14 protein-coding genes are annotated in these 9,797 nt (G+C 67.9%); 7 read left to right on the top strand and 7 right to left on the bottom strand.

Going from position 1 to position 9,797, the window contains the following annotated elements; genetic code table 11:
- Window positions 1-34: 34 nt before the first annotated feature.
- A complete protein-coding gene (locus DJ029_RS18965; protein ID WP_112324063.1) occupies window positions 35-754 on the bottom strand; it encodes an HAD family hydrolase in 720 nt (239 codons plus the stop codon).
- Window positions 755-859: 105 nt separating this feature from the next.
- Here DJ029_RS18965 and DJ029_RS18970 point away from each other — a divergent pair, with 105 nt between their 5' ends.
- Window positions 860-1,246 carry an acyl-CoA thioesterase gene (locus DJ029_RS18970; RefSeq protein ID WP_232823139.1) on the top strand — a complete coding sequence of 129 codons (387 nt, stop codon included), beginning with the start codon at window positions 860-862 and terminating at the stop codon, window positions 1,244-1,246.
- Window positions 1,247-1,253: 7 nt separating this feature from the next.
- Here DJ029_RS18970 and DJ029_RS18975 read toward each other — a convergent pair whose 3' ends face one another.
- Window positions 1,254-1,541 (bottom strand): DUF3572 domain-containing protein, encoded by a 288-nt coding sequence (locus DJ029_RS18975; RefSeq protein ID WP_112324065.1) that lies wholly within the window; start codon window positions 1,539-1,541, stop codon window positions 1,254-1,256.
- Window positions 1,542-1,684: 143 nt separating this feature from the next.
- Here DJ029_RS18975 and DJ029_RS18980 point away from each other — a divergent pair, with 143 nt between their 5' ends.
- Window positions 1,685-3,157 (top strand): diguanylate cyclase, encoded by a 1,473-nt coding sequence (locus tag DJ029_RS18980; RefSeq protein WP_112324066.1) that lies wholly within the window; start codon window positions 1,685-1,687, stop codon window positions 3,155-3,157.
- Between the two features lie 99 nt (window positions 3,158-3,256).
- Here DJ029_RS18980 and DJ029_RS18985 read toward each other — a convergent pair whose 3' ends face one another.
- The 3 genes from DJ029_RS18985 to DJ029_RS18995 are packed head-to-tail and all read right to left on the bottom strand — an operon-like array spanning window position 3,257 to window position 4,753.
- Window positions 3,257-3,769 (bottom strand): periplasmic heavy metal sensor, encoded by a 513-nt coding sequence (locus tag DJ029_RS18985; RefSeq protein WP_112324067.1) that lies wholly within the window; start codon window positions 3,767-3,769, stop codon window positions 3,257-3,259.
- Window positions 3,766-4,170, bottom strand: a complete 405-nt coding sequence (locus DJ029_RS18990) for a hypothetical protein (RefSeq protein WP_112324068.1) — start codon at window positions 4,168-4,170, stop codon at window positions 3,766-3,768. The genes DJ029_RS18985 and DJ029_RS18990 overlap by 4 nt, the downstream gene beginning before the upstream one ends.
- 1 nt (window position 4,171) lies before the next feature.
- Window positions 4,172-4,753 carry a sigma-70 family RNA polymerase sigma factor gene (locus DJ029_RS18995; RefSeq protein WP_112324069.1) on the bottom strand — a complete coding sequence of 194 codons (582 nt, stop codon included), beginning with the start codon at window positions 4,751-4,753 and terminating at the stop codon, window positions 4,172-4,174.
- A 253-nt stretch (window positions 4,754-5,006) separates the two neighbouring features.
- Here DJ029_RS18995 and DJ029_RS19000 point away from each other — a divergent pair, with 253 nt between their 5' ends.
- From DJ029_RS19000 to DJ029_RS19020, 5 genes are all read left to right on the top strand, one after another.
- Complete coding sequence (locus DJ029_RS19000) at window positions 5,007-5,411, top strand: DUF983 domain-containing protein (RefSeq protein ID WP_112324070.1); 405 nt, start codon at window positions 5,007-5,009, stop codon at window positions 5,409-5,411.
- Between the two features lie 78 nt (window positions 5,412-5,489).
- Complete coding sequence (locus DJ029_RS19005; RefSeq protein ID WP_112324071.1) at window positions 5,490-6,164, top strand: NUDIX hydrolase; 675 nt, start codon at window positions 5,490-5,492, stop codon at window positions 6,162-6,164.
- Window positions 6,165-6,278: 114 nt separating this feature from the next.
- The gene (gene rpmG, locus DJ029_RS19010) at window positions 6,279-6,446 is read left to right on the top strand and encodes a 50S ribosomal protein L33 (protein WP_008188192.1); all 168 of its coding nucleotides are present in this window, start codon (window positions 6,279-6,281) and stop codon (window positions 6,444-6,446) included.
- Window positions 6,447-6,536: 90 nt separating this feature from the next.
- The gene (locus DJ029_RS19015; protein ID WP_112324072.1) at window positions 6,537-7,046 is read left to right on the top strand and encodes a GNAT family N-acetyltransferase; all 510 of its coding nucleotides are present in this window, start codon (window positions 6,537-6,539) and stop codon (window positions 7,044-7,046) included.
- 331 nt (window positions 7,047-7,377) lie between these two features.
- Window positions 7,378-7,569 (top strand): hypothetical protein, encoded by a 192-nt coding sequence (locus tag DJ029_RS19020; protein WP_112324073.1) that lies wholly within the window; start codon window positions 7,378-7,380, stop codon window positions 7,567-7,569.
- A gap of 68 nt (window positions 7,570-7,637) precedes the next feature.
- Here DJ029_RS19020 and DJ029_RS19025 read toward each other — a convergent pair whose 3' ends face one another.
- Window positions 7,638-8,378 (bottom strand): Bax inhibitor-1/YccA family protein, encoded by a 741-nt coding sequence (locus DJ029_RS19025; protein WP_112324074.1) that lies wholly within the window; start codon window positions 8,376-8,378, stop codon window positions 7,638-7,640.
- Window positions 8,379-8,584: 206 nt separating this feature from the next.
- Window positions 8,585-9,797, bottom strand: a 1,213-nt coding sequence (locus DJ029_RS19030; protein ID WP_308861198.1) for an ABC transporter permease, incomplete at its 5' end; no start/stop codon positions are given.

Raw genomic sequence — 9,797 nt, forward strand, 5'->3', positions numbered from 1 at the left:
TCAGGACCACTGAAGCGGCAGCACCCCCGGCTGGCTAGACCGTTTGCGACATCGCCGTCGCATTGCGCCGCTGAAGCCAGTCCGGCAGATCGGCGATACTGGGCAGAACCGCCTCGGCATGGGGGGCCAGGTCGTCGTTGCTGGCATAGCCGGTCAGCACCGCCAGCGCGGGCATGCCCGCGGCGGCGGCGGCGTGCAGGTCATGGGTGCTGTCCCCGATCATCAAGACCTGCGCGGGGCGCAGGCCGCAATGTTTCGCGAAGGCCAGCAGCATGTGCGGCGCGGGTTTCGCGCCATGGCCGCTGTCGTATCCGGCGATGAAGTCGAACTGCGACGCGATGCCGTTCCGGTCCAGGTGCGCGCGCGCCGGGCCTTCGCCATCGTTTGTGGCGACGCCCAGCCGGTATCCCAGCCCGCGCAGGCCGCCCAGCAGGTCCGCCAGCGGCGTCACGGGCACCTGCGGCACTTCCGCCGTCTCTTCCCGGATGCGGTCCATCAGCGCCTCACGCTCAAGTTCGGGCAGCACGTCGAGCACCGTATCCACCCAGTCCTCGATCGAGCCGGCGATGAACGGGCTGCCGGGCAGATGCGCGTCCTGCTCCAGGTCGAATCGGATCGCCTCGGCCAGTTCCTGTACGCGCCCGCTCGGCCCGCCGAGGGTGCGCACGAAGCGCCCGGTCCAGGCGCCCCATGTGGCGCGGAAGTCGAACAGGGTTCCGTCCTTGTCGAACAGGAGTGCGGCGATAGTGTCCACTTTTCAGCCCTCTGATGGCGATATAGGCTCGCGACGTCCCGAACCAGAAGGTCACATATGCCCCGCCCCAGAACGTCTCGTGATGACTACGTGCATTTTCGGACAATGACCACCCGCTGGCGGGATAACGACGTCTACGGTCACATGAACAACGCCGTGTACTACGAGTATGTGGACGCCTGCGTGAACGGCTGGATCATCGCCTCGGGCGCGCTGGAGGTGCCGCACGGTCCGGTGATCGGGCTGGTGGTCGAGACGGGCTGCGTCTTTCACGCCGCGCTGGGCTTCCCCGCGCCGCTGGACGCGGGGCTGGCAGTGGCGCATGTCGGCACGTCCTCGGTCCGCTACCAGGTGGGCCTGTTCGCGCCCGACGCGCCAACGCCCGCGGCGGAGGCGCATTTCGTGCATGTCTACGTCGATTCGGGCACCCGTCGCCCGGTGCCGCTGCCCGCGGATTTCCGCGCCGCGCTCGGGCGGTTGCAGGTCGCCTGAGCCGGGCTCAGGTCCAGCTCGGCAGATCGCCCCCCGGCAGGGCGGCGCGCGCAAGGGCCACGTGCTCGGGGCGGTGGGAGGTTTCCTCGGCAAAGCTCAGAACCGCCGAATCATCGCTCAGAAGGTGGTCCAGGACGAAGCCCAGGAAGTCCGGTTCCTGCGCCCGGGCGCGCAGTCCGGCAAGGTCCGCGCCGCTGGCGCCAAGAAACCCCGAGGCGCGTTCGGAATCGCTCGCGATCCAGTTCAGCGCGTCCAGGGCAAGGGCTGCAGCCGCTTCGGAAGAGAGGGGGGACATCGGCATTTCCTTCCAGGCGCGCCGGATCCGCGTGGCGGCAATGGTTTCTTAATCGATGTGTCGGAACCTGCGTGAAACGGTCCTATCGCAAGGATCCAATTGCGGCAACCCGCACGCAAGCGGGACCTGGAGGGCGGCACAGGATGACAGGCCATATCATCGTCATAGACCCCGTCGTGGGGAACCGTATTCTTTTGCGCGGGCGACTGCTGAGCGCGTATTACAGCGTCGAGGCGTTCGATCGCCCCGAATCCCTGCTTGAAGGGGATCGGGTCGCGCGGGCGGACCTGATCTTCGTGGCGGACGGGGCCGCAGCGCGGCGTATGCTGTGCCTGCTGCGCGGCGATCCGGCGACGGCGCATATCCCGGTGATCCTGACCGGCCAGCGCGCCGGTCCCGGCGCGCCCGCGCGGCCCGTGGTGCCGCTGCACGCGGACGACCAGTCCCCCTGGGACGCGGGGGGCGACGACGTTCTTGAAGCGCCGATGACCGATCCGGCGCTGTTTGCGCGCCTCAAGATGCTGATCGCGCTGAAACGGCTGGAGGATGACGTGCGCGCGGTCGATCCCGCGTTCGCCGACCTGCCGCCGTTTCCCGAACGAACGGACGCCGAATCGCGCCGACAGGGCCAGGTGGTGCTGCTGTTCGATCCCGGTGCCGAGCCGGGGACCCTGGTCACGCAGGATTGCCTGTCAGGGCTGAAGGGGCGCAGCTGCATCCAGGTGGATGTCGAGGACCAGGTGCAGCCGCGGGTGCTTGATTGCCCGGATACGGCCGTCATCCTGTGGATCCATGACGCGGGCCAGGCCGGGGCGGGGTTGCGGGTGCTCGCACAGCTGCGCGCCGACCCGCTGACGCGGCTGACGCCGATCATCGCCATGGTGCCCGCGGGCGACACCCGCCTTGGCGCGCAGGCGATGGAGCTGGGCGCCTGCGATGCGATCACCGCGGATCAGCCCGCGGATGTGCTTGCGAACCGCCTGCGCGCGGCAGAGCGGCGCATGGCGCGCGCGGCCACCCTGCGCGCGGCGCTTGTCGGCGGCATGCGCCTTGCGCTGACCGACCCGATGACGGGGCTGCACAACCGCCGCCATGTGCTGGCGGCGGGCCCGCAACTGATGCGCCGCAGCCTGCGCGCGGGAAAGTCCTTCGCGGTGATCATGCTCGATATCGATCATTTCAAGACCGTGAACGACACCCATGGCCACAGCGGCGGCGATCACGTCCTGAAGGTTGCCGCGCGGCGGATAAAGCAGGCCGTGCGCCCGAACGATATCGTCTCGCGTTTCGGGGGGGAGGAGTTCCTGATCGCACTTCCCGACACCACCGGCCCGGACGCGATCCATGTGGCCGAGCGGGTGCGCCGCGCGATGGCGGAACGCCCCATCAGCCTTGGCGGGAAGCGTGGGCCCGTGCCCCTTACGATCAGCGCGGGGGTGGCGGAAGTCTCCGGGCCCGAGGAAGCGGCGTGTTTCGACGAACTCGTGGAACGGGCCGACAGCGCGCTTTACGGCTGCAAGGGTGAGGGGCGCAACCGCGTCCACCTGGCATCCGCCCCACTGAACGGCGCCCCTGTCCCGGGTTCCGCGGCCTTTCCCACCCAGCGCCCCGCCTGAGATGCTTCTCGCCCCGATTCGCTGACCCGCCGGGGCCTTTGGGATCGGGTTGCAGACCCGTATGACCCCGCCGGGGCGGAGTTCGGGGCCGCCTGTCGATCAGTCGCTTGCGCTGCGGGACGGGTGCGGGCCGCCGTCCGCCCGCCGCCTGCTCAGCGATTCCTCCAGCCTGTCGGCGAAGGCGCGGCGGGCTTCGGGGGGCATCTCTGCGATGCGGGCCACCAGGATTTCACGGCTGACCGCGCTGAAGGACTGCCACCGGTCGGCCTGCGCGCTCAGGATGCGCTCCACCGCCTCGGCCGAGAATGGCTCGGCGCGCAGGGCCTGCAGGAACGCCGCGCGGCTGTTGCGCAGATCGGTCCGCGCCGCGCGAATCTCGGCCCGGTGGCCATGCCAGGCGTTGCGCAGCGCTTCGCGCTCCGCCGCGGGCATGGCGCGGGAGATATTGCGAAACCCGTCGATCGGCAGGTTGAACGCACGATCGCCCGACGGGGGCGCGCCGCGCAGCAAATGCCCGGCGACAACGCCCGCGACAGCAAGGTTCAGCGCCAGCGACAGAACCAGCAGAAGCTTCGCCCAGCGTGGCAGACGGGGCGCGTCCGGCGCGCTCATGAGCCGAGCTCCGCTTCGAATTGCGCCAGCGGATCATCGAATATCCCGTCGGAGACCTCGGCCGACATCGTCGCGCCGCTCTCGGCAATCTCGAACATCCCGCTTTGGGTGGAAATCAGCCCGCCGGGGTCGAAGAAACCAAGGCTCAGCCCGGCCATCGCCGCCCCGCCGAAGGCGACCCCGGCCTGCCAGCCGCCAAGCTGCGCGGCGATCCGCGAAAGCAGGCCAGCCCGTTCGGCGACGGGCCCTGGCGCTACTGGCATGGCCCGCAGTGCCTGCGCGGTCAGGCGTTGCTCGAACCCGTCCGGCAGGGGCGGCGGGGTGTTGCGAAGGGCCGCGAAACCTGCGTCGAGCAGGGCGTCCTCAGGGTTGCTGGGCGAAGGAGCGGGGTTTCTGGTCATGTCAGGCGTCCTTTACGCTCAGATGCGGGGCGGCGGGGGCCAGCGCTGCCTTCAGCGCGCGCCTTCCCCGTGACAACAGGCTTTCGACAGCCTCGACAGAGATGTCCATCACCTCGGCGATCTCGGGATTGCTGCGTTCTTCCAGGTGGCGCAGCGTGATCGCCACGCGCTGCCGGTCGGGAAGGGTTTCCAGCGCCGCTTCCAGCGCCGCTGCGCGTTGGCGGGTGTGCAGCCGCTCCGCGACCGAGGGGCTCTCGTCCGCCGGGTCATGCCCCTCGGGCAGGGGGCCGGGGCGCACACGGCGCAGCCGGTCGGTGCACAGGTTGGTCGCCACGCGGTACAGCCACGTCGAAATCAGCGCTTCTCCCGCCCGCCAGTCCGGGGCGATCTTCCAAAGCCGCATCATCGCCTCCTGTGCGATCTCTTCCGCCTCGGCATCATTGTTCAGCAGCCGCCGGGCCAGGCGGAAAACCGGCGGCCCATGCGTGCGGGCCAACTGGCGCGCCGCTTCGGCATCTCCGGCGGCATAGGCCGCCAGCAGCGCAGCATCGGCCTGCCGCTCAGAGGGGTCTGACGCCATCATGTCCCGTACAACATCATGTCCCGTACAACCGTGCCGACCCTTCCCGTGGCCCGAAAGCCCTTTCCTGCCACGCCCGCCGATGCCCGAGGCATGATGACATCAGCAGACGCAGCCCCCATCATACGCGTCCCCGGGCCATATCCGTCGCAGCGAATGGCGGAAATGTTGCGACATCCCGCCACGGGGGCAGCTTGTCTCAGCGCAAATGGCGATGCGCGTGCCTATCTTCCGCGTATAGATAAGCAGGATTCCCATGACTCACACCGCCGAAAGCCAAGAGCATTTGATTGAAACCGAAGGCCGGGACACGAAGGAGGCGACGCTGCGCGGCTGGCGCCGCAGGTGCCCCTCCTGCGGGTCGGGTCCCCTGATGGACAGCTACCTGCACGTACGCGACACCTGTGCCGTCTGCGACGAGGAGCTGCATCATCACCGCGCCGACGATGGCCCTGCCTGGGCCGCCATCGTGATCGTGGGCCATGTCATGGCCCCGCTGATGCTGACCGTGTACACCGCCTATCGCCCGGAGGCCTGGGTGATGGCGGTCGGCACCTGCACCCTGGCGACCGTGATGTCCCTCTATCTTCTGCCGCGTCTGAAGGGCGCGTTCGTGGGGTTCCAGTGGGCCCGGCGGATGCACGGTTTCGGTGAGAGCTGAGGTTTTCGCCCTGCGCTCCCCCCTGTCACCGGGCCATCCCCGGACAGGGCGCGCGCCGGGCCTGCTGGACTTGCTGCCATGAGCCCCCAATCCGCGCCCGAAGTTCGGGACGCGAGCACGGTCATCTTGTTGCGGGAAATGGCCGAAGGTCCGCATGTCCTGATGGGGCAGCGCGGCTCCAAGGCAGTTTTCATGCCGGACAAATACGTCTTTCCGGGCGGCCGCGTCGACCCCGAGGATCATGACATCCCCCTCGGCACGCCCCTGCCGGCGGAGCTGGAAGCGCGGATGAACGCCAGCAGCCCGCGCATCGCGGAAGCGCTCGCCGTCGCCGCCGTGCGCGAGCTTTGGGAGGAGACAGGCCTGCGCCTCGGTGTGCCCGGCGCCCCGCCCGCCGTGGTGCCCGATTCCTGGGGCGGCTTTCTGGACGCGGGCTTGTTGCCCCACGCCGGGGCGCTTCAGATGATGTTCCGCGCGGTGACGCCCGTGGGCCGTCCGCGGCGCTTCGATGCGCGGTTCTTCATGGTTCGCGCGGATGAGGTCACCGGCGACCTCGATGACTTCTCCGCCGCCGACGACGAGTTACGCCACCTTCACTGGCTGCCGCTGGCACAGGCGCGCCAGCTGGATCTGCCCTTCATCACCCGCGTCGTTCTGTCCGAACTCGCGGCCCGTCTGCGCGCCCCCGACGTACCGCGAGCAGTGCCGTTTTTCGATCATTCCACCGGCTCGGCGCGTTTCCTGTCGCTTTAACGCCGTCCAATGCCCCTTGCGCTGGATCAGCGGGTTGACACGACGCGCTGGGCGTGTAGAAACCGGGCTTCAGTTTTACCCCTGCCACCGGCCTCCCGGTGAGGAGATGACAGCATGGCGAAGCCAACCACGATCAAGATCCGGCTGAATTCGACAGCCGACACCGGCCACTTCTACGTGACCAAGAAGAATGCCCGTACCATGACCGAAAAGATGGTCGTGAAGAAATACGACCCGGTTGTGCGCAAGCACGTCGACTACAAGGAAGGCAAGATCAAGTAAGATCTGCCACTTGGAACGGACCGGGGCTGTGCAGGTGACTGCGCAGCCCTTTTTCGTTCGGGCTTGTTGAACGCCGTTGGAGGAAACGCGATGCCGGACCTCACGCTCCACGTTCGCCCAGGCCGGCGCGAGGATGTGCCGGGCGTGGATGCGCTTCTGGCCCGGTCCTACCCGCAGCTTCTGAAGGCCGATTACCCGCCATCGATTCTGGTGACGGCAGTGCCCCAGATCGCGCGAGCACAGCCTGCACTCGTCAGTTGCGGCACCTACTACGTCGCCGTGACCGAGAGTGGCCGCGTGCTGTCCGCCGGGGGCTGGACGCGGCGCGCCCCTGCGGGGGGCCGTGCAAGCGCCGTGCAGGGCAGCATCCGGCATTTCGCGACCGACCCCGACTACCTGCGCAGGGGCCTTGCCACCACCCTGATGGAGCGCTGCCTGCGCGACGCGCGCGAGGCGGGGCTGGAGTGGATGGAGTGCCTTTCCACCCGCACGGCGGTGCCCTTCTATGCCCGGCAGGGATTCGACGCGGTTGCCGAGGTCTCGGTCGAACTGGCCGCCGGAATCACCTTCCCCGCGATACGCATGACGCGCGCGCTGTAACCGAGGCCCGCTCTGCGCGAAGCGCCGGGGCGACTGTGCCCGGCGCGTTCCAGGGTAGGGGTTGAGGACACCGGGCCGCGAATCGCCGTTATGCCGAGTCGCGCAATCGCCAGGGTCAACGCCGGGAAGACTCCCCAATCCGCGCGATGAGAAGCCGGCTTTCCCCACCGGCGGGTTGCGCAAGTCGTTCCGTGGGGCGGCGCTTTTCACGGTAGCGCCGGTGCTTTTCACGGGGCTTTGACGGCGCGCTCACCGGGATTTCGCAGGCGACATGCCATCCTGGCTTCATCGATACGGACCCCGGTCCGCCAAACGCCAAAAGGAGAATGCCATGTCCGCCATCGAAACATTCACCCGCCGCTTGGTCGCGCTTCCGCAGATCACGCTGACGGGACTCGTGCAGATGCTCCTCGCCGCGGATGCCCGCTACCGTGAGCGCTGCCATACATCCCGCCTGCAGCCCCATTTGCTGGACGACGCTGGGCTTTCGCGCACGTTGGATGGCAGCTTGACGCGCCGATAAATCGCGGGGCACAAAAGAAAAGGGCCGGCGCGCGGCCAGCCCTTTCCGGTGGTTCGGATCCGTTCAGATCACTCGCGATTGCCGAGGAACTGAAGCAGGAACATGAACATGTTGATGAAGTTGAGGTAGAGGCTCAGCGCGCCCATCACGGCGGCTTTGCCCAGCCACTCGGTTGCACCGGCGGCAGACATCTGCAGGTACTCGTTCTTCAGACGCTGCGTGTCATAGGCGGTCAGGCCGGCAAAGATCAGCAGACCCAGCACCGACACCGCAAAATGGATCGCGGGCGAGCCGAGGAAGATGTTGATGATCGACGCGACGATCAGGCCCACGACGCCCATGATCAGGAACGACCCCCAGGCGGAGATGTCTTTCTTGGTCGTGTAGCCCCACAGGCTGAGGCTGGCGAAGGCGATCGCCGTGACGAAGAACGTCTGCACGATCGAGATCGACGTGAACGCCTGGAAGATCCAGGAAATCGACAAGCCCATCACCGCCGAAAAGGCGTAGAAGAAGAACTGGGCAGCCGCAGTGGACATCCGGTTGATCATGCCGCCAAGGGCGAACACCATGATCAGCGGCGCGAACATCACGATCCATCCAAGGATGTTGGGTTGCAGTGTGGCAGGGTCACGCAGAAGCGAGAACAGGGCAGGAGACGTGCCGACAGCCCAGGAAACGGCGCCGGTGACAACCATTGCCACGGACATCAGCCCGTAGACCTTGTTCATGTGAGCGCGCAGGCCAGCATCTATCTCCGCAGTGCGGACACCTGCTGCCGTACGCCGGACAGATTGAAACTCGGCCATGAATACCCTCCATAAGTGTAGCCGTAAGCCAGACGCAATTCGCCCGGCTGGTATGTGTGATATTGGCAGGTCGCCCCCGTAATTCAAGGGGTATGGGGGCGGGTGGCGGCGATTTATGACCAAAACGCTCATAATTGGGTGAGTTGCATTGACGCAAGCTGTGGTTGTGGCGCGCGGCGGCGCGAAAAGCGCCCGCGTGCCCGGGCCTAGTCCCGGGCGCGCAGCACTTGCGCGGGCCGCACCGTCAGCGGCCGCCAGGCGAAGGCGAGCCCCGCCAGCAACGATGCCAGCGCCCCGCCACCCACGATTGCAACAGCCGAAACCGGCTCGAAGCGGAAGGTGCTGTCCATCACGAAGGTCATCACCCCCCAGCCCGCCAGGCCGCCCGCGACGATGGCCACGGCCCCCGCCGACGCGCCGAGGATCGCCGAGCGAAGCGCGAAACTGGCCAGGATCCGCCCCCGCGTCGCGCCCAGTGTCTTCAGCACCGCGGATTCGAAGACCCGCCGCCGCTCACCCGCCGCCGCCGCGCCGATCAGCACGATGAAGCCGGTCAGCAGTGTCGCCGCCGCCCCGTAGCGGGTTGCGGCGGACAGGCCGTTCAGCGCCTCGGTCACGCGCTCGATCGCGTCGCGCACCCGGATCGCGGTGATGTTGGGATACAGGTCCGCAAGGCGGCGCAGCAGCGGCGCTTCGGCGGACTCCGTCGCATAGACGGTGGCGATATGGGTATGCGGCGCGCCGGCCAGCGCGCCGGGGTTCAGGATCATCAGGAAGTTGATGCCCATGTCGCGGAACTCCACCACGCGCAGGTTCGCCACTTCCGCCGTCAGGTCGCGGCCCAGGATGTTCACGGTCACCTTGTCGCCCACGCCGATGCCCAATTCCAGCGCCTCTTCCTCGGCGAAGCTCATCAGGGGCGGGCCGCTGTAATCTTCGGGCCACCAGGCGCCTTGGGTGATCGCCGCCCCCTCGGGCGGGGCATTTCCGTAGGAGACCCCCCGGTCGCCCTGCAACGTCCAGTGAGAGCTGCGCTCTGTGTTCGCGCGCACCCAGGCGCGGGCGGGTTGATCGTTGATGCGGGTGATGATGCCGCGCAGCATGGGCGCGGTTTCGATGCCGGAGACGCCCTCGGTGCCGGTGCCTTCCTCGAGGAAGCCGGGCAGCTGGTCGTTCTGGATATCGACGAAGAAGTAGGCGGGCGCGATGTCGGGCAGATCCTGCGCGATGGCGCTGCGCAGGTTGCTGTCGATCTGCCCGATGGTGGCCAGCACCGTCAGCCCGAGCCCAAGGGACAGCGTGACCGACACCGCCTCGCCCCCCGGTCCGCCGACCGCGCCAAGCGCTAGCCTGAGCGCCGGGCGGCCGCGCATCGCCCGGCTGCGCGCCAGCCGCCGCGCCAGCCAGCGCGTGCCCCGC

Source organism: Oceanibium sediminis (assembly GCF_003265325.1).
In the GTDB taxonomy this organism is placed as follows: domain Bacteria; phylum Pseudomonadota; class Alphaproteobacteria; order Rhodobacterales; family Rhodobacteraceae; genus Halovulum; species Halovulum sediminis.